General features: G+C 62.3%; 18 protein-coding genes. 5 read left to right on the top strand and 13 right to left on the bottom strand.

Annotation, left to right across the window (positions count from 1 at the left end; translation table 11 throughout):
- The first annotated feature begins 219 nt into the window (after window positions 1-219).
- Together GHK62_RS21735 and GHK62_RS21740 are read left to right on the top strand one after the other, a co-directional pair.
- A complete protein-coding gene (locus tag GHK62_RS21735; RefSeq protein WP_153441162.1) occupies window positions 220-1,110 on the top strand; it encodes a DMT family transporter in 891 nt (296 codons plus the stop codon).
- Window positions 1,111-1,215: 105 nt separating this feature from the next.
- Window positions 1,216-1,707 carry a hypothetical protein gene (locus GHK62_RS21740; protein ID WP_153441163.1) on the top strand — a complete coding sequence of 164 codons (492 nt, stop codon included), beginning with the start codon at window positions 1,216-1,218 and terminating at the stop codon, window positions 1,705-1,707.
- 40 nt (window positions 1,708-1,747) lie between these two features.
- Here GHK62_RS21740 and GHK62_RS21745 read toward each other — a convergent pair whose 3' ends face one another.
- The 3 genes from GHK62_RS21745 to GHK62_RS21755 form a co-directional block, all read right to left on the bottom strand.
- The gene (locus tag GHK62_RS21745; protein WP_153441164.1) at window positions 1,748-2,698 is read right to left on the bottom strand and encodes a lysylphosphatidylglycerol synthase transmembrane domain-containing protein; all 951 of its coding nucleotides are present in this window, start codon (window positions 2,696-2,698) and stop codon (window positions 1,748-1,750) included.
- A gap of 331 nt (window positions 2,699-3,029) precedes the next feature.
- A complete protein-coding gene (locus tag GHK62_RS21750) occupies window positions 3,030-4,421 on the bottom strand; it encodes a M20/M25/M40 family metallo-hydrolase (protein ID WP_153441165.1) in 1,392 nt (463 codons plus the stop codon).
- Window positions 4,422-4,612: 191 nt separating this feature from the next.
- Window positions 4,613-5,056 carry a MarR family winged helix-turn-helix transcriptional regulator gene (locus tag GHK62_RS21755; protein WP_153441166.1) on the bottom strand — a complete coding sequence of 148 codons (444 nt, stop codon included), beginning with the start codon at window positions 5,054-5,056 and terminating at the stop codon, window positions 4,613-4,615.
- A 506-nt stretch (window positions 5,057-5,562) separates the two neighbouring features.
- Between GHK62_RS21755 and polA the strand changes: the two genes are divergently transcribed.
- Window positions 5,563-8,577, top strand: a complete 3,015-nt coding sequence (gene polA, locus GHK62_RS21760; RefSeq protein ID WP_153441167.1) for a DNA polymerase I — start codon at window positions 5,563-5,565, stop codon at window positions 8,575-8,577.
- Window positions 8,578-8,654: 77 nt separating this feature from the next.
- Here polA and GHK62_RS21765 read toward each other — a convergent pair whose 3' ends face one another.
- Window positions 8,655-9,668, bottom strand: a complete 1,014-nt coding sequence (locus GHK62_RS21765) for a chemotaxis protein CheB (RefSeq protein ID WP_153441168.1) — start codon at window positions 9,666-9,668, stop codon at window positions 8,655-8,657.
- Between the two features lie 255 nt (window positions 9,669-9,923).
- Here GHK62_RS21765 and GHK62_RS21770 point away from each other — a divergent pair, with 255 nt between their 5' ends.
- A complete protein-coding gene (locus GHK62_RS21770; RefSeq protein ID WP_153441169.1) occupies window positions 9,924-13,415 on the top strand; it encodes a chemotaxis protein CheB in 3,492 nt (1,163 codons plus the stop codon).
- Complete coding sequence (locus GHK62_RS21775) at window positions 13,399-13,785, top strand: response regulator (RefSeq protein WP_153441170.1); 387 nt, start codon at window positions 13,399-13,401, stop codon at window positions 13,783-13,785. Before GHK62_RS21770 ends, GHK62_RS21775 begins: the two co-directional genes overlap by 17 nt.
- Before the next feature lie 250 nt (window positions 13,786-14,035).
- Here the strand turns inward: GHK62_RS21775 and GHK62_RS21780 are convergent, their stop codons facing one another.
- The 9 genes from GHK62_RS21780 to GHK62_RS21820 form a co-directional block, all read right to left on the bottom strand.
- Window positions 14,036-14,668, bottom strand: a complete 633-nt coding sequence (locus GHK62_RS21780; protein WP_153441171.1) for a TetR family transcriptional regulator — start codon at window positions 14,666-14,668, stop codon at window positions 14,036-14,038.
- Window positions 14,669-15,054: 386 nt separating this feature from the next.
- Window positions 15,055-18,219: an efflux RND transporter permease subunit gene (locus GHK62_RS21785; protein ID WP_153441172.1), complete on the bottom strand. Its 3,165-nt coding sequence runs from the start codon at window positions 18,217-18,219 to the stop codon at window positions 15,055-15,057.
- 10 nt (window positions 18,220-18,229) lie between these two features.
- Complete coding sequence (locus tag GHK62_RS21790; RefSeq protein ID WP_153441173.1) at window positions 18,230-19,450, bottom strand: efflux RND transporter periplasmic adaptor subunit; 1,221 nt, start codon at window positions 19,448-19,450, stop codon at window positions 18,230-18,232.
- 415 nt (window positions 19,451-19,865) lie between these two features.
- Entirely contained in the window at window positions 19,866-20,876 is a 1,011-nt protein-coding gene (locus GHK62_RS21795) for an ABC transporter ATP-binding protein (RefSeq protein ID WP_184108398.1), read from the bottom strand.
- 16 nt (window positions 20,877-20,892) lie between these two features.
- Window positions 20,893-21,957: a Gfo/Idh/MocA family protein gene (locus tag GHK62_RS21800; RefSeq protein ID WP_184108399.1), complete on the bottom strand. Its 1,065-nt coding sequence runs from the start codon at window positions 21,955-21,957 to the stop codon at window positions 20,893-20,895.
- Entirely contained in the window at window positions 21,954-22,793 is an 840-nt protein-coding gene (locus tag GHK62_RS21805) for a carbohydrate ABC transporter permease (RefSeq protein WP_153441175.1), read from the bottom strand. The genes GHK62_RS21800 and GHK62_RS21805 overlap by 4 nt, the downstream gene beginning before the upstream one ends.
- 13 nt (window positions 22,794-22,806) lie before the next feature.
- A complete protein-coding gene (locus GHK62_RS21810) occupies window positions 22,807-23,757 on the bottom strand; it encodes a carbohydrate ABC transporter permease (RefSeq protein WP_153441176.1) in 951 nt (316 codons plus the stop codon).
- 522 nt (window positions 23,758-24,279) lie between these two features.
- Window positions 24,280-25,536 (bottom strand): ABC transporter substrate-binding protein, encoded by a 1,257-nt coding sequence (locus GHK62_RS21815; RefSeq protein WP_153441177.1) that lies wholly within the window; start codon window positions 25,534-25,536, stop codon window positions 24,280-24,282.
- Window positions 25,537-25,589: 53 nt separating this feature from the next.
- Window positions 25,590-26,486, bottom strand: coding sequence for an N-acetylmuramic acid 6-phosphate etherase (locus GHK62_RS21820; RefSeq protein ID WP_153441178.1), 897 nt, complete (start codon window positions 26,484-26,486; stop codon window positions 25,590-25,592).
- Between the last annotated feature and the right edge of the window lie 32 nt (window positions 26,487-26,518).

The following is a 26,518-nucleotide window of genomic DNA, read 5'->3' on the forward strand; positions in this document are numbered from 1 at the left end:
GTATTAAATCAGCCGAAATGATTTATCTTCAACTCATCGAAGCGCTGCACCTCCTCCCGCGGCGCCCGATCACGGATCGGTTTCACTCCTCCTCCCAGGAACCGATCGAGTTCAAGGACCCCGAGCCACCTCCTCCCGGCTCGGGGTCTTTTTGTATCAGCCGACCGCACACCGAAAAAGCCATGGCTCCACGCCCGGCGCCGGTATATCAGACTCGTCATGAAATCCAGGGCAAACGGCTACGTCTTCGCGCTTCTTGCGATCGTTATCTTCGCGATCCAGGACGGCATTTCCAAGCATCTTGGCGCCATCTATCCGCCGGTCTTCGTGTCGATGATCCGCTATTGGGCCTTTGCCGCCTTTGCCGTGGTGCTGGCGGCGCGGGCGCCGGGCGGGCTCAAGGCGACGATCGTGACGAAGAAGCCGGCGCTGCAGGTGCTGCGTGGCGTGTTGCTGCCGGCGCAGATCGTGATCGTCATCACCGCCTTCACGATCGTCGGCCTGGCGCATTCGCAGGCGATCCTGGCGGCCACCCCGCTCTTCGTTGCGCTCCTGTCCATGCCGCTTCTTGGCGAGCGGGTCGGCTGGCGGCGCTGGGCGGCGATTTCGGCGGGCCTTGTCGGCGTGCTCCTGATTCTGAAGCCGCAACAGGGCGGCTTCGACATGAGCTTTCTGCTGCCGCTCTCGGCGGCGCTGATGTTTTCCATCTATATTATCGCTACGCGACTGGCGAGCCGCGGCGGCGATTCGGCGATGACGAGCTTCTTCTACACCGGCATCGTCGGCGCGGCTGCGATCAGCCTGGTGGGCCCGTTCTTCTGGACGGCGCTGGCGCCGACCGATTGGGGCTGGATGCTGCTGCTCTGCATCACCGGGACCTCCAGTCACTATTTCCTGATTCGCGCCTACGACATGCTCGATGCCGTCGCCGTCCAGCCGCTCACCTATCTGCAACTCGTCTTCGCTTCGATCATGGGCGTCACCATCTTCGGCGAGACGCTGACGGCAAACATGATTCTGGGATCCATCCTGGTGGTCGCAGCCGGCATCTTCACGGTCTGGCGCGAGCATGTCGTCGCGAGGCGCAAGGCCGGCCTGCCGCCGAAGTGATCCCGCATCGCTTCCGCACTCGGCCATCGCGGGCAGCGAAACCTGTCTTGCCTTCTGGCTGCCACTTGCCGGGTCTTGAATAGGCCTTCGGTTAAGGAGAAGGCGATGAAGGTTTGTTTGACGGCAGCGATCGCATTTGCAGCCCTCGCGGTGGTGAAGGCCGAAGCCTCGGCCGAGGAGGCGCTCCCCTATATCGACGATCGCTCCGACGGCGCCGCGCTCGTGCGTTCGCTCTACAACGCCATCAACCGCAAGGAATATGCCCGCGCCTATGGTTATTTCGCCGACACGCAGCCGGTCGGGGGGTTCGCGGATTTCTCGCGCGGCTATGCGAATACCGTTTCGGTCGAGGTCAGGGTTGGAAAGGTGACGACCGAGGGTGCAGCCGGCAGCGTCTATGCCGGCATTCCCGTCGCGGTCAAATCCATCGAGCGGCCTCAAAAGATCCGTCTATTTGCCGGCTGCTATGTCGCCCGCATCATCAATCCGGCGCAGCAGGCGCCGCCCTTCACGCCCTATCAGATCGAGACGGCGCGGCTCAAGGAGGTGGAGGGGCCGATCGAGCAGGCAGTACCTGCCGTCTGTGACGTGCCCTGATCGACTCCCTGCAGCGGCCTTTCAGGGATTCGGCCGCCGGCTACGGCATGCCGCCGTTTCGTTGCGCCAGGAAGCGCAAGCGCTCGTAGATCAGGATGACAACGAGCGCCATGACGAACGGCACGAGGAGGTAGAGCAGTCGGAAAATCGCGAGTGCCGCCAGCACGCCGGCCGGATCCACCTCCGGCAGCGCCGCGATGAAGACGAGCTCGAGTACGCCGAGTCCGCCGGGCGCATGCGACAGCAGCGCTGCCGAGAAGGAGGCGAGAAAGATGCCGAGAATGACGATGTAGCCGGGATTGCCGACCTCTGGCAGTGCGAAATAGATGATGCCGGCGGCGCCGAGGAGTTCGACGGGACCTATCACCAACTGCCTGAGAACGATCGCGGGTCTTGGATAGTGAAGCTGGAACCAGCGCGTGCGGATCGGGCGAAGGCCGATCAGGCTGCCGAGCACGTAAAGGCCGATGAGCACGAGGATGATGACCCCGGAGGTCAGCGACATCTCGATCGGCAGGAATTCCGCAAAGCGTTCGATGATGTCGGGCTTCGCCAACAGAACGATGGCCGACAGCGTCAGCGTGCCGAGCGTGAAGGTGAAGGAGCAGAAGGCGACGAGGATGCCGACCTCGCCGGCCGTCAGTCCCTTCGACCGGTAGGCCCGGTAGCGCACCACGGCGCCTGAAAACACCGACGCGCCGAGATTGTGCGAGAGCGCGTAGGTCGTGAACGAGCAGACCGTAATGTACCAGATGGAAATGTGATGGTGGCCGAGATGATCGAGTGCGAGTTTGTCATAGGCGGCAAGTGCCGCGTAGGCGACGAGGGTCGCGCCGATGGCAAGCAGCCAGCTTCCGAGCGAGATCGCCTGGAAACTGGCGATGAACTCATCGACCGAAAGGCCTCGCAGTTCATGGTAGAGCGCATTGCCCGAAATCAGGATCGCCGCCAGTCCGACGGCGGGCCAAAGATAGGCTTTTAACCTCTCCATGCCAGCGCCAGGGTGTTTCCGCGGGCGAGGTTGACAGGGGACCTTGGAGGACGGCGAAGTATGCCATCCCTGTTCCGCATTCCAAAAGGGCCGCGTCCGCAACGCGATGTCTCGGTCGTCGACCTAGCCAACAGCCCATTTCCCCATTCTGATTGTTTTGAAAAGGGAAGCATCCTGCAGCCACGAGGTCAAGCAGCGATGACCGGATATCCGATGCTCATCCGGAAAGATGCAAGCGGGTCCAAGGCCAGGGATGTGTAAACGTGAAGGCATTGCGGGGTCCCCTTTGGCAAACCGTGGCGAAAGCTCCGCCACGGTTTGAGAGAGGCAATCAGGCGGCCAGCGCGTCGAGGATGCGGATCCACGAGCGGATACCCTTGTGGAAGGACGTGAGCTCGTATTTCTCGTTCGGTGAATGGATGCGGTCGTCGGAAAGGCCGAAGCCGACAAGCAGCGATTCGATGCCGAGCATCCTCTGGAAATCGCCAACGATCGGGATCGAACCGCCCATGCCGATGACGACCGCCGGTTTCGGCCATTCGTCGGAAAGGGCCATCTTCGCCGTGTTCAGCAAGGACGAATCATAGGGCAGGTGGATCGCCGGTGAACCGCCATGGGCGTGGAACTCGACCGAGCAGTCCGCCGGCACCTTCGACCGGACATAGGCGCGGAGGGTTTCGCGGATCTTGGCCGGATCCTGATGGCCGACGAGCCGGAACGACACCTTGGCCGATGCCTGCGCCGCGATCACCGTCTTGAAGCCTTCGCCCGTATAGCCGCCGGTGATGCCGTTGACCTCGGCCGTCGGGCGCGCCCAGGTCAGTTCGAGCACGGAACGTCCCTTCTCGCCGGAGGGGATCGACAGACCAATCTGGCCGAGGAATTTCTCGGCCGTCTGGCCGAGCGTGTCCCAGGACGCCTTGATCTGGGCGGGCGTCTCTTCGACGCCATCGTAGAAGTTTTCGAGCGTGATGCGGCCCGTCTCATCGTGAAGGCCGGCAAGAATACCGGTCAGGATGTGGATCGGGTTGGCTGCCGCGCCGCCGAAATAGCCCGAGTGCAGATCGCGATCTGCTGCCTTGATGACGATCTCCTCGCCGACGAGCCCGCGCAGTCCTGCGGAAATCGCCGGCGTCTCGCTGTCCCACATGCTCGTGTCGCAGACGAGCGCATAGTCGGCCTTGAGTTCGGCGGCATTGGCCTCAAGGAAGGGCTTCAGCGACGGCGAGCCCGACTCTTCCTCGCCTTCGAAGAGAATGGTGATCCGGCAGGGAAGCGCGTCGTGGATTTCCTTGTAGGCGCGCACCGCTTCGAGGAAAGTCATCAACTGGCCCTTGTCGTCGGACGTGCCGCGGCCGGTGATGACCTTACGCCCCGGCTCGATCTCCTTGATCGCCGGTTCGAACGGAGGTGCGTCCCACAGGTTCAGAGGATCGACCGGCTGCACGTCGTAGTGGCCGTAGAACAGCACGTGCGGAGCGCTGGCCTTTGCGCCGACGTGGTGGGCGACGACCATCGGATGGCCGGGCGTCTCGCGCACGGAGGCAGTGAAGCCGAGCCCGTTCAGTTCCGCGACCAGCCACTCGGCCGCCTTGCGGCACTCCGCCTTGAAGGCCGGGTCGGTGGAAATGGACTTGATGCGGACGAGGTCGAAAAGCCGGTCGAGGCTCTTCGGAAGGTTGGCGTCGGCGCGCTCCAGAACGGGAATGATATCTGCCATCATGCGAAATCCTTATGTGCGTTTCGCGCGGAACCTAGCCTATAACCCCGAAAAAACGAAATCGGTTTCAGAGAAGGATTTTGTACATCTCAAGGTATTGCCGCGGCCATTTGGCTGCGCGGCGTGCTGAGAATCGACTGCGTGCGGCTTCAGGCTAAATCGTTGATCCAGCGATAAAGCTGTCCTTCGCGGGTTCAGGAAGCGTCGCCGTTGCGCGCGGTATTGGCGAGTGCCATGCGCATGAATTCGAGCATCAGCTCCCGTTCGAAGCGGCGAAAGCCCGACAGCAGCGATTGCTCCGCCGCGATTGCCGCTTCCTTCGCCGCCGCTTCGATCTCTCTCGCCCGTTCCGTCAGGAAGATTTGTTGCGAGCGCCTGTCGCTCGGGTGCTTGCGGCGGGTGATGAGCCCGTCGCGCTCCATGCGCGCGAGCGTGTTGGCCATGGTCGCCTGCTCGATGTCCAGCCGAGCGAGGAGCTGCTTTTGCGTCAGGCCCTCCTCGGACCAGAGTTCAAGCAGAACCGGAAACTGGCCGGGCGCGAAGCCGAGCTTCTGGCCCCGCTCCTGCAGGGCGCGCGAAAAGCCTTTTGCCAGCAGGCTGGCCAGGTATGTCGCAGATTCCATACGATTGAAGGCCATGGCCTATGGGTACGCGTGAACCGGGGCGAAGACAAGTTACAAAGCCGGCGATGGAGCCGATTTACCCTGACTTCACAGGGATTTGAGCCCATGCGTGCTTCCTTGAATGGGCGCCCGATTTAAGACGCGCGGCACTGTAGGCGGCGCGGAGGCGAGCGAAAACTGCGCAACAAAAAACCGTCGCGGCGCGGAGGCGGCGCCGTGACGGTTCTTTGAAAGCAGGACAAAGGCCCGGAGAGGGGGATAAGGCCTTTGTCCACATCTGGTGCGGGCGGGGGACAGGCCAATCACCAGACGACGGCATCATTGCAGTGCCGTTCGATAATAATTTGAGGAGCCAAATGTGGCTTTTCAAGGATTGTCCGACTGAATCGCACATTACAAATGTGTAACGTTTCCGTGAGCCTTCGGGCGGCGTCGGCGTCTGCCCCGCGTTAGCTCGAGATAGGCACTGCCGGTGAAAACCGCAATGGACGTTTGCTTCACCCCGCGCTATCCATGGCCGCATGAAAAACGGTGATCACCTCTTCCTCGTCGACGGCTCCGGCTTCATCTTCCGGGCCTTCCATGCCATCCCGCCGCTCAACCGCAAGTCCGACGGTCTTCCGGTCAATGCGGTTGCCGGCTTCTGCAACATGCTGTGGAAGCTCCTGACCGACGCGCGCGATACGTCGGTTGGGGTGGCGCCGACACATTTCGCGGTGATCTTCGACTATTCCTCGAAGACCTTCCGCAACGTGCTTTATGACCAGTACAAGGCGAACCGTACGGCGCCGCCCGAAGATCTGATCCCGCAGTTCGGGCTGATCCGGCATGCGACCCGCGCCTTCAACCTGCCCTGCATCGAGAAGGAAGGCTATGAGGCGGACGACCTGATCGCGACCTACGCAAGGCTTGCGGAAGAAGCGGGTGCCGATGTCACGATCGTTTCCTCGGACAAGGACCTCATGCAGCTGGTGACGCCGAAGGTGTCGATGTACGACAGCATGAAGGACAAGCAGATCACGATCCCCGAGGTGATCGAAAAATGGGGCGTGCCGCCGGAGAAGATGATCGACCTCCAGGCGATGACGGGCGATTCGACCGACAACGTGCCGGGGATCCCCGGCATCGGACCGAAAACCGCTGCCCAACTGCTCGAAGAATACGGCGATCTCGATACGCTGCTTGCACGCGCCGGCGAGATCAAGCAGCAGAAGCGGCGCGAGAGCATCATCGCCAATGCCGACCTTGCGCGCCTTTCCCGCGAACTCGTGACCTTGAAGAACGATACCCCTCTCGACGTTCCGCTTGAGGATCTGAGACTCGAGCCGCAAAACGGCCCGAAGCTCATCGCCTTCTTGAAGACCATGGAATTCAACACGCTGACGCGCCGCGTCGCGGCGGCGACGGATACGGACGCCGAAGCAATTGAACCGGCCCATGTGCCGATCGAATGGGGCATCGAGGCGCACGGACCGGATCTCGATGTCGGCGAGGCCGCCGGCCCACCGCCGTCTGCCGAGTCCTCGAGCACCGCTCCGCCGCGCGGAACGGCGGCCAAGGCGGCCGTTTCCTTCGTTGCGGGCGCCGAGGATGCGGACGTCACCGGCGCGACGCCGCAGGGGCTTGCGCGGGCGCGCGCCGAATTCTTTGCCAAGGCTTCCTTCAATCGTTCCGGTTACGTCGCGATCCGCGATCTTGCGATGCTCGACCGATGGATCGCTGATGCGCGCGATGCCGGCGTGGTTGGTTTCGACGTGGCAACGACATCGGCCGACGCCATGCAGGCGGATCTCGTCGGCTTTTCGCTGGCGATCGCCGATTATCGCGACAATCCCTCCGGTGCGAAGATCCGGGCGGCTTACGTGCCGCTGATCCACAAGAATGGCGCCGGCGATCTGCTTGGCGGCGGTCTCCTCGAAAATCAGGTCCCCGTTCGCGAAGCGCTGAGCCGGCTAAAGGCTCTGCTCGAGGATCCGTCGGTGTTGAAGGTCGCACAGAACCTGAAGTTCGACTTTCTGTTGATGAAGCGGCACGGCATCGCCATGCAAAGCTTCGACGACACCATGTTGATGTCCTATGTCATAGATGCCGGCAATGGTGCTCATGGCATGGATTCCCTGTCCGAGCGGTGGCTCAATCACAAGCTGACGGCCTACAAGGACATCACCGGCAGCGGGCGGTCTTCGCTCACGTTCGATTTCGTCGATATCGACAGGGCGACTGCCTATGTGGCGGAAGAGGCAGACGTGACGCTGCGACTCTGGCACGTCCTGAAGCCGCAACTTTCCTCCAAGGGGCTGACGCGCGTCTATGAGCGGCTCGAAAGACCGCTGGTCGGCGTTCTTGCCCATATGGAGGAGCGCGGCATCACCGTCGATCGCCAGATTCTCTCGCGTCTCTCGGGAGAGCTTGCGCAGGGTGCTGCGGCGCTCGAGGACGAGATCTATCGCCTGGCCGGGGAAAACTTCACGATCGGCTCGCCAAAGCAGCTCGGCGACATTCTCTTCGGCAAAATGGGATTGCCGGGCGGCTCCAAAACCAAGACCGGCCAATGGTCGACTTCGGCGCAGGTTCTGGAGGAGCTTGCCGCCGAAGGCCATGAGCTGCCGCGCAAAATCGTCGACTGGCGCCAGCTCACCAAACTGAAATCCACCTATACCGATGCGTTACCGGGTTTCGTGCATCCGGAAACACGGCGCGTACACACGTCCTATGCGCTGGCTGCGACGACCACAGGCCGTCTCTCTTCGGCCGACCCCAACCTGCAGAACATTCCGATCAGGACCGCCGAGGGCCGTAAGATCCGGACGGCCTTCATCGCGACGCCGGGACACAAGCTGGTTTCTGCCGACTACAGCCAGATCGAGCTTCGGGTGCTCGCCCATGTGGCGGACATTCCGCAGCTCCGCCAGGCCTTCGCCGACGGCGTCGACATCCACGCGATGACCGCGTCCGAAATGTTCGGGGTTCCCGTCGACGGCATGCCGGGCGAAATCCGCCGCCGCGCCAAGGCGATCAATTTCGGCATCATCTACGGCATCTCCGCCTTCGGGCTCGCCAATCAGCTTTCGATCGAGCGTTCGGAAGCGAGTGAATACATCAAGAAGTATTTCGAGCGCTTCCCCGGCATCCGCGACTATATGGAGAACACCAAGGCCTTTGCTCGCGAGCATGGCTATGTCGAAACGATCTTTGGCCGTCGTGCCCACTATCCGGATATCCGCTCCTCCAATCCGTCGCATCGCGCCTTCAACGAACGCGCGTCGATCAATGCGCCGATCCAGGGCTCCGCCGCCGACATCATCCGCCGCGCCATGGTGAAGATGGAGCCGGCTCTTGACGAGGCGAAGCTCTCCGCACGGATGCTCCTGCAGGTGCACGACGAACTGATCTTCGAGGTCGAGGACAGCGAAATCGAGCGCACCATTCCGGTGATCGTCTCGGTAATGGAAAACGCTGCCATGCCGGCGCTTAACATGAAAGTGCCGCTGAAGGTCGATGCCCGCGCCGCGCACAATTGGGACGAGGCGCATTAGAGCATCATGCAGTAGAGCGGAATTCGTACCGTCCACCTCTTCCCAGCGGGGAGCGTTTGGGAGGGGACTTGGGGCATCTACTCTGCATCGTCGACTTTATTGGCGGGCACGTCGGTTTTGGCGAGAATGGCGCCGCGCAAGGTTTCGGCGTGTCCCCGGATCTCTTCCGCCCGCTGCTTGTTTGCCCTGGCGGCCGCGTCCAAGCCGCTGCGCCAGGCGTCGTCCGCCATCTTCTCGCAGAGCGTCACCCTTTCCTCGATGATCCTGAGCGCCACCCTCATCGCCTCGTCCACGGCACCCTCCTTCTCTGTGACCAGCGTCTCGGATGTGTAGGCGTGGCCAACCTGGCAGCGGAATCTGAGAGGCGGCCGGCTCCTGATCTCGGAAAGAACGCCGCCGCACGCCGGACATGACAGGGGCACGGTGTCTGCAATCGTGCCGATCGCGGCTGGATCGACCGGGCGGCCGAGCGCTATATCGACCTCCAGCCTGATATCAGACGGTATGGGAACAGCCGGACCGGCCTGTTCGCCGGTGAGCTTGAGGAGCAGCGAGCCGAGGTCCGCGAGCGGAGCCCGATAGTCGACGTCGCTGGCTTTGAGCGCCCCCATGGGCATGCCCGGTTCAACCGCATCCAACGGATTTTGAACAACGGTTATGCCGCCGCATCGCTTGAGGTCGGCGAGGCCGGCTGCCCCGTCGTTCAGCATGCCGGTGAGCACGACCCCTACCGCCCTTGGCCCATAGCTCAGGCCAATCGATCGAAAAAGCGGATCGACTGCCGGTCGAGAGAGGTTCTCCCGTGGCCCGCGGCCGAGCCGAATCTTGTTGTCGAGAACGAGGAGATGACGGTCGGCCGGCGCAACGTATACGCAACCGCACTCGACATGCTCGCCATCGACTGCCGTCTTGACGGCAATCTCCACATGTTGGTTGAAAATATCAGCGAGCAGATCTTTCCCGCGCGCGCCCACATGAATGACGACGAATACAGTGGCGGCGAAGTCGGAAGGAAGCTCGCGAAGCAAATGTTTCAGTGCGCCGATTGCTCCCATCGACCCCCCTATCGCGATCACGTCGCGGTGGGCCATGGAATGCTCCATTCAGCTATAACGTTTTATGCGCTGATAGGTTCGACGCAAAGTCAGATCGCCTGGAGCAACGGAAGATTTTCCCAGGCGCAGCTCTTGGTGACCGCCCCTTAGCGGATATAACAATGTTACGCCGGGGCGCCGGTCGGTGTAAAATGATAACCTACTCTCGCTTTGAAGGGGTGTCGGAATCCGGCGAACGAGGCCGCGGTCGTGCAGGTAACTGTGATTCGCTGGGCGCAGGAGGAGTGAGGCATGGGGCATGAATCGGATCCGCCGATTGTGGGCATCGGAGCTTCGGCTGGAGGTGTCCAGGCACTTCAGACCTTCTTCGATCATATGCCGACCGATACGGATGCGGCCTTCGTAGTCATCGTCCATCTCGATCCTGACGCCAGGAGCGAGCTTGCCAATATCCTGGCGTCACGCACCAAGATGCCCGTGACACAGGTGGAGAACGAGGCCCGGCTCGAACGCAACCACGTGTATGTCATCCCGCCGAACCGGAGGCTGAAGATCGGTGACGGCACGATCTCGGCACTCCCGTTTGAGGAGGCCCGGGCGCACCGCGCACCGATCGATCTGTTCTTTCGATCGCTTGCCGAGGAGCATGGCCCCGGTTTCGCGGTCATTCTCACCGGCGCGGGGGCGGATGGTGCCATCGGCGTCAAGGCCATAAAGGAGGCGGGCGGCATCGTGCTCGTCCAGGACCCGAACGAGGCGGAATATGCCTCGATGCCCCGCAATGCGATTGCCACGGAGGCGGCGGACTTCGTGCTGCCGGTCCAGGAGCTTCCGGAACGGCTGGCCGAGCTTCTGGCCAACCGGACATCGCTCCCCACTGCTGAGGGGCGGCCGAGCGACGAAGACGTGCTCGCGCGGATCCTCGCACATGTGCGCGTCAGAACCGGTCACGATTTTTCGCAGTACAAGCGGGCGACCATTCTGCGCCGGATCGGTCGGCGGGCGCAGGTGACCAGGAAAGAGTCGATCGCGGAATATTATGCCTATCTGCGCGGGAACGTGGAGGAGGCGCAGGCTCTCTTCAGCGACTTCCTGATTTCCGTCACCACGTTCTTTCGCGATCCGGCCGCCTTCAAGTCGCTCGCCGACAATATCGTTCCGCAACTGTTCGACGGAAAGGAAACCGGTGACAGCATCAGGGTCTGGGTTCCCGGCTCCGCCACCGGGGAAGAGACCTACACGATCGGCATCCTTCTCCTCGAGGAAGCCGCGCGTCGCGATCTCACGCCGGAAATACAGGTGTTCGGCTCCGACCTCGACGGCGCCGCGCTCGCGATTGCGCGCGAGGGACGGTTTCCGGCGACAATCGAAGGGGATCTGTCGGAGGAGAGATTGCGCCGGTTCTTCCAGCGCGAGGGCGATCATTATCGCGTGCGCCGGGAACTGCGCGATATCGTTCTCTTCGCCAGCCATAGCCTTCTTCGAGATCCGCCCTTCTCCCACCTGGACATGATTTCGTGCCGCAACCTGCTGATCTATCTCGACCGGCAGCTGCAGCAACAGGTGTGCAGCACATTTCATTACGCGCTCAATCCGGGCGGGTTCCTTTTCCTCGGATCGTCGGAAAGCGCGGACTATCCGGCCGGGCTCTTTCGCACGGTCGACCGCGAGGCGCGCATTTACCGGTCGGTGGCGGGCACCGGAGAGCGGCGCCCGACGCTGCCGGCGCTGCTCGGCCCGTACCAGACGGCGGAAAGAGCTCCAGTCGTCGCCCGCCCGCCGTCGCCCTCCGCCAGCTTAAGCGATGCTGTCTTGCACCGCCAGATGCTCGAGAAGATCGCCCCACCGAGCATGCTGGTGGACGAGAGCCATCGCGCGGTCCATCTTTCCGAAAACGCCGGCCGCTTCCTGCAGCCGTCGGGCGGGCCAGTCAGCACGGATGCTACCGATCTGGTGCGCGACGAGTTTCGCTTCGACCTCAGGGCGGCGCTGCATCGCGCCTTCGAGCGAAACGAAGCTACCTTGAGCATGCCGATCCTGGCCCAGGTTAACGGACAGGCGCATCGCGTCTACCTTCAGGTGAAGCCGGTTATTCAGGGAAGCGACCGGACGCGGCATGCCCTGGTGCTTTTCATAGAAGGCGAGGCGATCGACAAGAGCGACGGCGCCGTTTCCGAGACAATTGACGGGCACCCGGCTACCAGCCAGACGATCCGGCAGTTGCAGGAGGAACTCCAGCTTGCGCAGAACCGGCTGCGGGTGGTGCGGGAGGAATCCGAAGCGGCCAACGAAGAGCTGCGCGCCGCAAACGAAGAACTCCAGTCGATGAACGAGGAATACCGTTCGACCGGGGAGGAACTCGAGACGAGCAAGGAGGAACTCCAGTCGATCAACGAAGAACTGCAGACGGTCAACAACGAGCTGAAACTGAAACTGGAAAGCGTCTCGCGCGCCCATAGCGACTTGCAGAATCTCATGGCGGCGACCGACGTCGCGACGCTCTTTCTCAATCCATCGCTGCGCATCAAGCGTTTCACCCCACGTCTGATGGAGATCTTCAACGTCACCGCCAGTGATGAAGGGCGACCGATCACCGACTTCACCCATCAGCTCGAATATGACGCCCTGGCCGATGACGCGCGCGCGGTGTTGGAGCACCTCGCGCCCACAGAACACGAGGTCAAGGGCCGCAACGGTCGCTGGTATCTGGTGCGGATGCGCCCCTACCGGACGATAGACGACAAGATCGACGGCGTCGTGGCGACCTTCGTCGACATCACCGAGCGGCGTCAGGCCGAAGAGGATGCGCGGGAGAGCAAACAGCGCCTCGAACAAGAAGCGCGACTTGTGGAGCTGTCGCGGTCACCGATATTCGTCTGGGACTTCGACGACGGCATCAAGCAGTGGAACCGAGGCAGCGAGGAGCTCTACGGCTACTCGCGGGAAGAGGCCATCGGAAAGCCAAAGGAAAAGCTGCTCAAGACCGAGGTGCCCGGCTCCTCCTTCGAGAATCTGCGACAGACCCTTTTGGAGAGCGGCCACTGGAGCGGCGAACTGCACCATACGACAAAGGACGGGCAGGTCTTGACGGTGGAGAGCCACATCGAGCTCCTGTCGATGGGAGAGCGGCGCCTCGTTCTCGAAAGCACCCGGGACGTGACCGACCACAGGCGATGGGAACGGCGCCGGCAGCTCCTTGTGAACGAGCTGAGCCATCGCATCAAGAACACGCTGGCCGTCGTCCAATCGCTGGCGCGCCAGACGATGCGCACCTCGGATTCGCAGGAGGACTTCGTCGAGCGTTTCGAAGGGCGCCTCACAGCACTCTCAAGCGCGCACAAGCTGCTCGTCGAATCGGAATGGAGCGGCGCGGAGCTTGGCGCACTGGCGCGCAGCCAGCTTGAGGCCTATGCGAGCGGTGATCGGCACAGACTGCAGCTTGAGGGCGAGCCTGTGACGCTTCCGGCGGATACTGCGACGCCCTTCGGCCTCGTTCTCCACGAGCTTGCCACCAATTCAGCGAAATACGGAGCTTTCGCCACGGCAAACGGACGGGTCCAACTCAGTTGGAAGCGCGGGAACAATGACCGCCAACTGATCGTTACCTGGAAGGAACGCGGTGGCCCGCCGGTCGAGCCGCCAGGAGAGCAAGGTTTCGGCGGCGTGTTGATCGAAAAGAGTTTGCCCGGAGCTACGGTTCATCGTGATTTCCACCCGGACGGGGTGGTCTGCACGATCGACATCGAGCTTCCGGAGACCTCACAAAATGGAGCGGATCGCTGACGAAAACCAACTTCTTTGCGGCGCAAGAATTCTGATCGCTGAGGACGAGATCCTGATTGCACTCGACATCGAGGCGGCATTTCGAGATGCCGGCGCTGATATCGTAGGCCCGTGTGCGACACTCGGGTCAGCGTTGGACGCAGTCAGGAAAGAAGCACTCTCGCTCGCCGTGCTCGATGTTCGCCTTGGCGCGGCCACGACCGAGGAGGTCAGCGACCTCCTTTCCGAACGGGGCATCCCGTTCCTCTTCTACACCGGACAAACCTTACCCGCGGAGATGCAACGGAAGTGTGACGGCGCGGTTATTGTCGACAAACCGGCCACTCAGCAGGATCTCGTAGACGCTGCCGCCAAAGTGCTGGCCGCTTAAAGCGCCGCGCGTCCAATCGGACGCGCTAAGGTCGCTGTAACAGTTTGAATGGCTGCATGATTTTGTCCTTAAATCGATTCCGATTTAAGGAATTATGCAGTAGAGCGGGATGAGGAAAAGTGCGTGCGGCTTTCCGCCCGCTTCCCGCTCCGACTACTTGGAATCGATCACGTTTATGATTTTGGGTCGATTCGACCCAAAACCATCGTGACCCAAGGCCAAATCCAGGGTGTAGCGGCTGGAGGTGCCCTCAGGCGGCAGTCTCTGTGGGGTGCGCCGGCCGGAAGCTGGCGAAGAGGTGTTTGAGTGCGTCGCGTCCCTCGGCCGCCAGATCGAACCGGCGTCCAAACAGCAGCCATTCGGTGCACAGACCCATCATCGTCCAGCGCAAGGTGCGTGCGGCGGATGCCGGCGTCCAGGTGACTTGCAGTTGCCCTCGTTCCAGCGCACGCGCGAAGGCACGTTCGAGCACTGCGTCGTGTCGTTCGTCGATTTCCTTCTGCCGGTCGAGCACGGCGGACATTTCGCTGTCGTAGTCGCACCGGAGCATGATCGCAAGAATGCGCTGCCGCTGCTCGTCCTTGGCCAGCATGTCCAGCCAGTCGGCCGTGGCGCTTTCGACGATCGCGAGCGTGTCGGAGGCCTCGGCCTCGATCTCGCGCGCGATCATGTCTTCCTGGGGTAGCGGAACGGCATCGTAGAGCGCCAGGAAAAGATCGGTCTTGTTGGCGAAGTGCCAGTAGATGGCGCCGCGCGTGACCCCAGCCGCCTTGGCCACCTCCTCGAGCGTCGTATTGGAAACACCCTTGGCGTAAAACATCCGCTCGGCGGCGTTCAATATCCGGCTTCGTGTGGCCTCGGCCTCGGCCTTGGTTCTGCGCATGCGTACCTCCCAGATCACGTGATTTTGGGTCGGATCGACCCAGAATCTTAAACGTGATCGATTCCAAGAAGTTAGAGCGGGATGCGGGCGGAAAACCGCACGCACTTTTCCTCATCCCGCTCTACAGCGCCGCGCGTCCAATCGGACGCGCAAAGATCGCTGTAGCACTTTCAATTGCTGCATGATTTTGCCCTTAAATCGCTTCCGATTTAAGGAATCATGCATTACAGCGCCGTGCGTCCTTTAGGACACACAAAGGACGCCGTAACTCTTTGATTCCACGCATCGTGGATTCCACGCATCGCGCTTTCCGAAAATCGGGTCCGATTTTTGGGCCGATGCGCTAGCGCGACGGCCCGCCGGTGAGGCGGGCCGCCGGTGATTGATCACTCGGCAGCGTCGGCGATTTCGGGTGCGCTAGCGTCAGCCGGGGCCGTTTGCGGCCCGGTCGTTGACGCGCCCTTTCGCCCGAAGATCTTCATGATGAACACGAAGAAGATCGGGACGAAGAAGATCGCCAGCACCGTTGCCGAGATCATGCCGCCCATGACGCCGGTGCCGATGGCGCGCTGGCTGCCGGAGCTTGCACCCGTCGCGATCGCCAGCGGCAGAACGCCGAGGGTGAAGGCGAGCGAGGTCATGAGGATCGGCCGGAAGCGCAGATGCGCGGCTTCGAGCGTTGCGTCGATCAACGACTTGCCCTGGTCACGCAGTTCCTTGGCGAACTCGATGATCAGGATGGCGTTCTTCGCCGACAGCCCGATGATCGCGATCAGGCCGACCTTGAAGTACACATCGTTCGGCATGTCGCGCATCATGACGGCGAGCACTGCGCCGATGACGCCGAGCGGCACGACCATGATGACCGAGACAGGAATGGACCAGCTCTCATAGAGGGCGGCCAGGCACAGGAAGACGAGCAGGCAGGAGAGCGCGATCAAGAGCGGCGCCTGCGAGCCAGACTGGATTTCCTGCAGCGACTGACCGGTCCACTCGTAACCGAAGCCCGCCGGAAGCTGGGCTGCCAACCGTTCCATTTCGGCAATCGCGTCGCCGGAAGAATAGCCGGGCGCGGCTTGGCCGCTGATGCGCACTGCCGGGTAGCCGTTGTAACCGACCGTCTGCGTCGGCGCCTTGACCCACTCGACGCTTGCGAAAGCGGAGAGCGGAACCATGCCGCCGTTCGAGTTGCGAACATTGAGGTTCAGGAGGTCCGCGGTCTGCATGCGCTTCGTCTCGTCCGCCTGCACCGTCACGCGCTGCATACGGCCGGCATTCGGGAAGTCGTTGACATAGGACGAACCGAGATTGGTCGAGATGGTCGAGTTGATGTCGGCAAAGGTCACGCCGAAGGTGTTGGCCTTCTCGCGGTCGATATTGACGCTGACCTGTGCCGCATCGGGCATGCCCTCGAAGCGAACGCCGGCCAGCACCTTGCTCTGCGCGGCGAGGCCGAGCAGTTGGTCGCGTGCCTGGGCAAGGGCCGCCTCGCCGAGACCGCCGCGATCCTGCAGGCGGAACGAGAAGCCGCCGGTGGTGCCGAGGCCCTGGATCGCCGGCGGCGACAGCGCGAAGCTGATCGCGTCCTTGATCTGGCTCATGGCCATCGTTGCCCGGCCGGCGATCGACTGCGCCGCATTGTTCGCGTCACGCTCGCTCCAATCCTTGAGCGTCACGAAGGCAAGGCCCGCATTCTGGCCGGTGCCGAAGAAGGAGAAGCCGTTGATCGCGACGATCGTGTCGACCGAGGGCTCCTGGCCGAACATCTTCTCCGCCTGCTCGATCACCTCGGTCGTGCGGTTTCCGGTCGCTTCCGAAGGCAATTGCATCATGACGATGACAAAGCCCTGGTCCTCGTCCGGGAGGAAGGACGAGGGAAGCTGCAGGAAGGCCCAGCCGAGGCCCGCAAGCAGCGCGACATAGATGATCATGAAGCGGCCTGCGCGACGAACGAGGCCCCCGACGACGCGGCTATAGCCATGCGAAGTGCGGTCGAAGCTGCGGTTGAACCAACCGAAGAAGCCGCGCTTGGCGTGATGATGTCCCTTCGGAACCTGCTTCAGGAAGCTCGCGCAGAGCGCCGGCGTCAGCGACAGCGCGAGCAGCGCCGAGAACAGGATCGAGACGACCATGGTCAGGCTGAACTGGCGGTAGATCACGCCGACGGCGCCCGGGAAGAAGGCCATCGGGATGAACACGGAAGCCAGCACCAGCGTGATGCCGATCACCGCGCCGGTGATCTGCTTCATCGCCTTGCGGGTCGCTTCCTTCGGCGTCAGCCCCTCTTCCGACATGATGCGCTCGACGTTCTCGACGACAATGATCGCGTCGTCGACGAGGATGCCGATCGCCAGCACCATGCCGAACATCGTGAGCACGTTGATCGAGAAGCCCATCGCCAGCATGACCGCGCAGGTGCCGAGAAGGGCGACTGGCACGACGATTGTCGGGATGATGGTGTAGCGGATGTTCTGCAAGAACAGGAACATCACCAGGAAGACGAGACCGACGGCCTCGACGAGGGTATGCAGCACCTTCTCGATCGATACCGCGACGAAGGGCGAGGTGTCGTAGGGAATGGAGTATTCCAGCCCCTCAGGGAAGAATTCTGCGAGTTCGTCCATGCGCGCCTTGATCGCAGCCGAAGTCGACATCGCGTTGCCGCTCGGCGAGAGCTGCACGGCAATGGCCGCCGAAGGCTTGCCGTTGAGGCGCGTCGAGAAAGAGTAGCTCTCACCACCGAACTCGACCCGGGCGACGTCGCGCAGCCGCACGGCGGAGCCGTCGGCATTGGCGCGAAGAACGATCGCGCCGAACTCTTCCGGGCTGGAGAGTTGGCCTTTGATCACAACGGGAGCGGCGACCTGCTGGGTGATCGGGTTCGGCTGGGCGCCGATCGAGCCCGAAGCGATCTGGGCGTTCTGCGCCTGGATCGCCGCCGTCACGTCGGCCGCTGTCAGATTGAGGCCGAGCATCTTGTCCGGATCGAGCCAGATGCGCATCGAGCGCTCGGTCGCAAACAGCTGCGCGCGGCCGACGCCCGGCACGCGCTGGATCTCGCTCAAAACGTTGCGGCTCAGATAGTCGCCGAGGCCCGTCGCATCCAACGAACCGTCGGTCGAGGTGAGCGAGATGATCAGCAGGAAGCCGGAGCCGGCCTCATCGACCTGCACGCCCTGCTGCCTGACCGAATCGGGCAGGCGCGGCTCGACGCGTTGGACGCGGTTCTGGATGTCCACCGAGGCCTGGCTGGGATCGGTGCCCGGTGCGAAGGTTGCGCTGATTTCGGCCGAGCCGGAAGAACTCGTCGTCGACTCGAAATAAAGCAGGCCTTCGACGCCGTTCAGTTCATCCTCGATCAGACGCGTGACGCTCTGATAGGTATCCTGCGACGAGGCACCGGGGTAGCTCGTGTTGATCGAGATTTGCGGCGGCGCCACGCTCGGATATTGCGAAACCGGCAGGAGCGGAATCGCAATGATGCCGGCGACCATGATGAAGATCGCCACCACCCAGGCAAAGATCGGCCTGTCGATAAAGAAACTGGGCATGTTCAAGCTCTCACTTCACTTCAGTGGCGGGCTTTTCGCCGTCGGCTGCCGAAGCGCTGGCCTGTTCGGCCGCGGGCTTTGCATTCGGGTCCCAGGCGGACGGCTGTACGGGCGCGCCGGGGCCGACCTTCTGGAAGCCCTCGACGATCACCTTTTCGCCGGCCTTGAGACCGGAGGTCACCTGCCAGCGGTCGCCGACGGTGCGTCCAAGCGTGACGTTGCGGAATTCGACCTTGTTGTCGGCATTCACGACGTAGACCTGGGACTGGCCGGCATTGTTGCGCTGGACAGCCTGCTGCGGAACGGTGATCGCATCTTTCTCCAGGCCCTGCTGGATCTGCACGCGCACATACATGCCCGGCAGCAGATCGTTGTTGGGATTGGGGAACTCGCCGCGCAACGTCACCTGACCGGTGGTCGCGTCCACGGCCGCTTCGGAGAAGAGCAGCTTGCCTTTCAGCGCATAGGGCGTTCCGTCGTCGAGGATGAGCTGCACTTCGGCTTCGTTGTCGGAGCTCATCATCTGGCCGTCCTTGAGCGCCTTGCGCAGGCGGATGAGGTCGGTCGCCGATTGGGTGAAGTCGGCATAGATCGGGTCGAGCTGCTGGATCGTCGCGAGGTTCTGCGTGTCGCTCGCACTGACCAAAGCGCCCTCGGTGATGAGCGCCCGGCCGATGCGGCCGCCGATCGGCGCCGTGACATTCGCGTATTGCAGGTTGAGCTTTGCGTCGGCGAGGCCCGCCTCGGCGATGCCGACATCGGCCTCCGCCTGGGCGACCGCCGCAATCGCGTCGTCGAACTGCTGAACCGCCGTGAACTGCGCGTCCTTCAGCCGCGACTGCCGATCGGCGGTCCGCTTGGCCTGGTCGAGCACCGCCTGCGCCCGCTTCAGCGTGGCCTCGGCGCTGTCGACCTTCACCTGGAAGGGGGCCGGGTCGATCCGATAGAGCACATCGCCTTCCTTGACGATGGTGCCCTGCTCGAACACGCGCTCGACCACGATGCCGGAAACTCGCGGCCGAACCTCGGCGATGCGCGTCGCGGTGATGCGGCCCGGCAGTTCATTGGTGATCGGCAAAGCTTCCGCGGCGGTCGTGTAAACGGCCACGGCCGAGGGTGGGAATGCCTGGGCTGCCTGTTGCTCTTCGTTCTTCTGGCAGCCGGCGAGAAAAATCACGGTTGCCAGGGTCGCGGCCAGTGTCGGTCGGTTCATGCGCATCGCAATGTCCATAATCAAAGGACCGCCCGCAGCCGTTGCACCTTGCAGTGTTGCGCGGTCCGATAGTGAGATGAAGCGGATCCGGTATCGGCGTGGGAACATACCGGGAATCTAATATACAGACACAAATGTATGTTAATTTCTCCCGCAGTGCAACACCATTTCCGAAGATCGGTAGGAGAGGCAAAAAGCGAGGAGTCGCAATGATTTGATCGCTGTGGCTGTCGGCGATCACACCGCCGTGATCCGCGTCGAAGCGGTGTTGAGGGCGGCAATCAGCCCCTCACCCCGCTGCCGCAACCTTCTCCCCGCAGGCGGGGAGAAGGGACTTGCCGCGCCGTTTCAATTCCCTCTCCCTGTACGTACGTGGGGAGGGGGTTAGTCCTCGGGTTAAAGCCGAGGAGAGGGCAGTCACACTGGCATCACCTCACTGCCCGGAATTGATCACCCGGCCGTCCGCGTCGAAACGGTGTATGCCGCCGATGACCGGCGTCGCGTAGACGATATCGTCCTCGGCATAGCGATGTTCGCCGAACAGCCGCACGGTGATCGTGCCGACCTCTTCCGAATCGAGATAGACGATCGTGTCTGCGCCGAGATGTTCGACGTGGATGACCTTGCCCTTCCACTGGCCGCTCTCGCGGGAAAGGCCGATATGCTCAGGCCGGATTCCGATGGTCCTGGCATGCGCATCGCCGAGCCGCTCGCCCTCGATGAAATTCATCTGCGGCGAACCGATGAAGCCGGCGACGAAGACGTTGGCCGGCCGATTGTAGAGCTCCATCGGCGAACCGACCTGCTCGACACGGCCGGCATTGAGCACGACGATCTTGTCGGCGAGCGTCATCGCCTCGACCTGGTCATGGGTGACGTAGATCATCGTTGCCTTGAGGCTGCGGTGCAGCCGGGCGATCTCCAGACGCGTGTTGACGCGGAGCGCCGCATCGAGGTTCGACAGCGGCTCGTCGAAGAGGAACAGTTTTGGCTCGCGAACAATCGCGCGGCCGATCGCCACGCGCTGCCGCTGGCCGCCGGAAAGCTCGGCCGGACGGCGCGCGAGATAAGGCTCGAGCGACAGCATGCCGGCCGCCTTGGCGACCTTCTCGTCGATCTCTTTCTTCGGCGCGCCCGCCTGTTTGAGGCCAAGCCCCATATTGTCCTTGACCGTCAGGTGCGGATAAAGCGCATAGGACTGGAACACCATGGCGATGCCGCGCTTGGCCGGGGCAACGTGGCCGACTTCCGCGCCGTCGATCTGTACGCTGCCCGAGGTGGCGTCTTCGAGACCGGCAATCGTGCGCAACAGCGTCGATTTTCCGCAGCCCGACGGGCCGACGAAAATGACGAACTCGCCGTCCTGCACCTCGAGGTCGATACCTTTCAGCACTTCATGGCCGCCGAAGGCCTTGCGGATGGATTTGAGCTCAAGTGATCCCACGTGTTGGCCCTCTTGGTTAAAGCTTGATCGGCACGCCAGTGCGCACGCTTTCGTCCGCTGCCAGGCAGATCTTGAGCGACTGCACGGCGTCTTCCATGTGGCGGTCGAGATTGATGTTTTCGCGAATGGCCTTGAGCACGAAGGCCTGCTCGCGGTCGCAGAGTTCCTGGTGGCCCGGCTCTCCTTCCATTGTCAGGTCCTCGTTGGACTTGAGGAAGCTGCCGTCCGGGGCGGTCGCGGCGCTGTGGAGGCGAATGACGGCTGTCTTGGTGTGGACGTCGATATCATCGGATTTGGCGTTCTGGTCCATGACGATCGAAACCGAACCATTCGGCGAGATCACGTCCTTCACGAAGAAGGCGGTCTCCGAGATCATCGGTCCCCAGCCGGCCTCGTACCAGCCGACGGAACCGTCATCGAAGATCACCTGCAGATGCCCGTAGTTGTACATGTCCGCGGCGATCTCGTTCGAGAGCCTCAAGCCCATGCCGCGGACCTCGACCGGTTTTGCGTCGGTGATCTGGCACATGACGTCGACATAATGCACCCCGCAGTCGACGATCGGCGGCGTCGTCTGCATCAGCGATTTGTGCGTCGCCCAGGTCGGTCCGCTGGACTGCTGGTTCAGGTTCATGCGGAAGACATAAGGGCCGCCCAGTTTCCGCGCCTCGGCGATCAGCCGCATCCAGGAAGGGTGATGACGCAGGATGTACCCAATCACCAGCTTGCGGCCGTTGGCCCGCGCGCAGGCGACGACCCGTTCGGCATCGGCAACGGTCGTTGCGAGCGGCTTTTCGACGAAGACATGGCAGCCTGCCTCCATAGCCATGACGGCATAATCCGCATGGCTGTCGGAATAGGTGTTGATCGAGCAGAGCTCCGGCTTGAGCTCGGCGAGCGCCTCCAGGAAGGATGGCAGGATCTCGTAACCGGAAAGCGCGTCCGGCAGCGGCACCTTCGAGCGATTGACCAGACCGGCGATCTCGAATCCGGGGTTTTCATGGTAGGCGAGCGCGTGGCTGCGCCCCATATTGCCGAGGCCTGCGCACAGCACGCGAACCGGGTTGACGGGTGAGTTCACTTGACTGCTCCTGCCGTGATGCCGCGGATCAGCTGCCGCGAGAAGATGACGTAGAGGATGAGAACCGGGAAGATCGCCAGCGAGAGCGCCGAGAGCACCGCATTCCAGTTGGTGACGAACTGCCCGATGAAGATTTGCGAGCCGAGTGTCACCGTCTTGGTCGTCTCCGCCGGCGCCAGGATGAGCGGGAACCAGAGGTCGTTCCAGATCGGGATCATGGTGAAGACGGCGACGGTCGCCATCGCCGGGCGCACCAGCGGCAGCACCAGCCGGAAGAAGATCGCATATTCCGAAAGCCCGTCGATGCGACCGGCATTCTTCAGGTCATCCGATACGGTGCGCATGAATTCGGAAAGAATGAAGACGGCGAGCGGCAGGCCCTGTGCCGTGTAGACCAGGATCAGTGCCGTCAGCGTGTTGACGAGGCCGGTTGCGACCATGCCCTGCAGGATGGCGACGGTGCCGAGGCGGATCGGGATCATGATGCCGAGCGCCAGGTAGAGGCCCATCAGGGCATTGCCGCGGAAGCGGTATTCGGAGAGCGCGAAGGCGGCCATGCCGCCGAAGAGCAGCACGAGCGCGATCGAGACGACCGTGACGATGGTGCTGTTCTGGAAATAGCCGAGGAAGTCGCCCTGCTTCAGCACCGTCTGGTAACCGATGAGGCTGAAGCTTTCGGGCGTCGGCAGCGCTAAGGGCTCGCGGAAGATCGCGTTGCGGCTCTTGAACGAGTTGACGATCGTCAGGAACACCGGAAACAGCGCGACGAGCGTGTAGGCGATCAGAGCGATATGAGCGCCGGCGGTCCGGCCAAGGGAGGCGCGTGCTTTCGACATTTCGGATCCTCCCTTAGAACTGGTAGCGGCGCATGCGGCGCTGGATTGCGAAGAGGTAGAGCGAGACGCCGGCGAGGATGATCAGGAACATGATCGCCGCTATGGTCGCGCCCATCGACCGGTCGCCGAGCTGGAGCTGGAAACCGAAGAAGGTGCGGTAGAGCAGTGTGCCGAGAATGTCGGTCGACTTATCCGGGCCGGCGAGCGCACCCTGAACGGTGTAGATCAGGTCGAAGGCGTTGAAGTTGCCGACGAAGGTGAGGATCGAGACGATGCCGATCGCTGGCAGGATCAAGGGCAGCTTGATCTTCCAGAACTGGCTCCGGCCGGTGACGCCGTCGCATTCCGCCGCTTCGATCACCTCGTCGGGAATGTTGAGCAGGGCGGCATAGATCAGCATCATCGGGATGCCGATATATTGCCAGACGGAGATCAGCGAGACCGCGATCAGGGCGGTATCCGGCTTGCCGAGCCAGGGCGCGAACAGCCATTTCAGGCCGACGGTATCGAGCAGGAATGGTGCGACGCCCCAGATCGGCGACAGGATCAGCTTCCAGATGAAGCCGACGATGACGAAGGATAGGAGCGTCGGCAGGAAGATGGCGGTGCGATAGAAGGCGCTGAATCGCAGCTTGGGGATCGACAGCATGGCGGCGAGCGCAATACCGATCGGGTTCTGCACCGCCATGTGGATCAGGAAGAAGATGAAATTGTTCTTGAGCGCATTCCAGAAGTCCGCCGCCCAGCGCGGGTCGCCGAAGAGCACCTTGAAATTGCCTAAGCCCACGAAAGTGTACTGGCCTTCGACGGTGTTGAAGAAGGACTGCCTGAGCGTCTCGATCAGCGGCAGGATCATCACCGCGGTGTAGACGATCAGCGCCGGCAGCAGGAATACCAGGATGTGCCAGCGCCGGGGACGCTTGATCTCGCTGATGTCCATCGTTTTGGTGTCGCTTGCGTTCATCGCCCTCTGGCCCGCTCTAAATCTGGCTGGCCGTTATCGGCACAGCTCCGGTTTCATCCGAAATACAGCGCGCCCGCATGACGCGTCGAGACGTCCCAGTCCCTTGGTTCAGGTCCTCCTTCACGTTCGGCGATCTTGTCCGAACGTGGGATTTCCGGTCATGATCGGTTCGCCCTTGCGCCTCTCCACTGGAGCGTGGCGCGGGTGCCCGGCTACTGCATTTATCCTTAAATCCCAACCGATTTAAGGATAAAACATGCAGCAATTCAAAGTGCTACAGCGTCCCTTGCGCGTCTCCAAAGACGTGCGGCGCTGTAGGCCGAGTATGAGGGTGTGGTGCAGGCGAAGGCACCGCCTCGACCATGGAAAATGCCGGCTGAGCCGAGCTCCCAGGTCCCCTCACGTCCGGCTTCTCGCCGGATACCCAAACACAAATACGGCGTCGTTCACAGCGCACGACGGCAAATTCGTGCGAGAAGAAGGGGCGCGTGAGCCACGCGGGATCACGCGCCCATTTCATCGTTACTTGGCCGGCTTGAACCAGCTGTCGAGGCCGTCCTGAAGCTTCTTGGCAGCCGCCTCGGGCGTGTCGGTGCCATTGATGACGTTCGCCGACTCGACCCAGGTCTCGTTCTCGAGATTCGGCGTGCCGCGCGACAGGATCTTGTAGGTCGAGCGGATCGTCGGCTTGCACTTTTCACGCCAGGAGACGAACTCCTGGGCGAGCGGATCGGACATCTTCACCGGCGTGGAATTCAGGCTGAAGAAACCGGGGAGCGCGTTCGCATAGATTTCCGCAAACTCCGGCGAGGCGACCCAGCTCAAGAAGGTCTTGGCGGCCTCGGCATTCGGGCTTTTGGCGTTGAGGCCGATGCCGATATCGTTATGGTCGGAGATGTAGCAGGTGTCGCCGGCCTTCTTCACCGGCGGCGGGAAGGCGCCCATCTTGAACTGCGCTTGGGTATTGAAGCCGGAGATTTCCCAAGAACCGGCCGGATAGATCGCCGCGCGACCGAGCGTGAAGAGGTTCTGGCTGTCCGGATAGGTCTGGGCCTCGAAGCCGTCGCCGAGATAATCCTTCCACTTGGCGAGCACGCGGAAAGGCTCGACCCATGGTTCGTCGGTCAGCTTCTGCTCGCCCTTGATCAGCGCCAGGCGGCCTTCCTCGCCCTTCCAGTAGGTTGGGCCGATGTTCTGGTAGCCCATCGTCGCGGCTTCCCAGAGATCCTTGGTGCCCATCGCCATCGGGATGTAGTTGCCGTCCGCCTTGATCTTGTCGAGAACGGCGAAGAACTCTTCCTCGGTCGTCGGAACGGAGAGGCCGAGCTGTTCGAAGGCGTCCTTGTTGTAGATGAAGCCGTGGATGACCGAAGCCATCGGCACGCAGAAGGTTGTCTTGCCGTCATCAGTTGTCCAGGCGGCTTTGGCGACATCGGAGAAGTTTTCCATGCCGGGCAGGTCGGTGAGGTCGGCGAGGTGCTTCCGGTTGTAGACTTCGAGCGAAGGGTCGAAGGGTCGGCAGGTGATAAGGTCGCCCGCGGATCCGGCGTCGAGCTTGGCGTTGAGGGCGGCGTTGTATTCCGTCGGCGCGGACGGCGAGAAGACGACCTTGATGCCCGGATTCTTCGCCTCGAAGGCGGGGATCAGCTTTTCCTGCCAGATGGCCAGGTCGTCATTACGCCAGCTCTCGATGGTGAGCGTGGTGTCTGCGTGCGCAAGCCCGGCCGAGCCGAGGATGCTCGACGCGAGCAGCAAGCCTTTCATTGTTGTGCGGGTCATGCATGTTCTCCCTTTTATAGGCGCGCCACGGCGCGGTTTGGATCCCAGTTTTATCAGCGCGAGACGGTTTCGATCGCCCGGCGCAAATTCTGATCGGCGTCTTTGAGTGCCGTTTCGGCGGCAGCAACATTGTCGGCCCCTGACGCGAGCAGGATCGCTACCTTGACGGAGCCAGAGGCCGCCTTGATCAGCCGGCCGGCCTCGGCAGCACTGACGCCGGTGATGTCGCAGACGATGCGCATTGCGCGCCCTTGCAGCTTGATGTTGTCGGCGCGCAGGTTGACCATGTGGCCGTCGAGCACGTGGCCCAGATGGATGCCGACCAGCGTCGAAAACATGTTGAAGGCAATTTTCTGCGCCGTGCCGGCGCCCATCCGGGTCGAGCCGGATACAATTTCCGGCGGCGTCTGCAGCAGAATGGAGACGTCGGCGTCCTTGAAAAGCGGCGCGCCGGCATTGTTGGCAATCGCGATGACTTTTGCGCCGCGTTTCTTTGCCTCGTCAGCGGCAGCGAGCGCATAAGGCGTGGAGCCGCTGGCGGAGACGGAGATGAGGCAGTCACCGGCCGCGATCCCGGCGTTGCGCACATCCTCGCGAGCGAGATCCATGTCGTCTTCGTAACCACCGGCGAGATCGGTAAGGCTTGCCGCGCCTCCTGCGAGAAGAATGACGATCTGCGCCTGCGGAATGCCGTAGGTGCCGGGCAGTTCGAGTGCGTCGGCCATCGCCATGAGGCCGGAGCTTCCCGCCCCCGCATAGGCAAGCCGTCCGCCGGCAGAGAGGACTTGCGCCGCAAGCGCTGCCGCTGCCGAGATCTGCTCGATCGCCGCATCGACCGATTTCGCCGCGGCCTGCTGGCCGGCGGCGAGCAGTCGAAGCGCGAGCGCGGGATGCATCACATCCAGGCCCTTGGCTTTGTCGTGGCGCTCTTCGGTCCTCGCTGACGGCATTGGCTGTGTCTCCTCTCCCGTGAATTAATGCC

Origin of the sequence: Sinorhizobium terangae, from assembly GCF_009601505.1 — a bacterium.
Classification (GTDB): Bacteria; Pseudomonadota; Alphaproteobacteria; order Rhizobiales; family Rhizobiaceae; genus Sinorhizobium; species Sinorhizobium terangae.